Origin of the sequence: Novacetimonas hansenii JCM 7643, assembly GCF_000964405.1 — a bacterium.
Taxonomy (GTDB): Bacteria; Pseudomonadota; Alphaproteobacteria; order Acetobacterales; family Acetobacteraceae; genus Novacetimonas; species Novacetimonas hansenii.
Genome location: NZ_BANE01000399.1, coordinates 1 through 448, shown reverse-complemented (window position 1 = coordinate 448; position 448 = coordinate 1). Strand labels below are relative to the sequence as shown.

The window sequence follows — 448 nt, the reverse complement described above, 5'->3', positions numbered from 1 at the left end:
CGTGGCGAAGTCGCGGTGGAGGATCTGCGCGCGGGGGATGAGGTCGTGACCGCATCCGGTGCGCACCGCCGTGTCCGCTGGCTTGGCCATCGCCGCATCCTGTGCACGGGCATGCCCGCAGCACGCCGCCACATCGCACAGCCCGTGCGCATCAGCGCCCACGCTATCGCCCCCAACGTCCCCACGCGCGACGTCGCGGTGTCACCCGGCCATGCCATCGCCATGACATTGCGCGACGGCACCGACGTGTTCGTGCCCGCCAGCACGCTGCTCAATGGCATCAGCATCACGCAGGATGACCGGGTGGAGGTCCGTTACTGGCATGTCGAACTCGACAGTCATGACGTGCTGGTGGCGTCCGGCCTTGGCAGCGAGAGCTTCATGGATGTCGGCAACCGCCATGAATTCGCCATCGGGGCAGAGGGCCTCGACCCGCAGCGCACGCCCG

General features: G+C 68.3%; 1 protein-coding gene. It reads left to right on the top strand.

Features of this window, described 5'->3' with window-relative positions; all coding sequences use genetic code 11:
• Positions 1-448: Hint domain-containing protein (locus B7G66_RS16760; RefSeq protein ID WP_048859438.1), on the top strand; the 448-nt coding region annotated here is incomplete at both ends.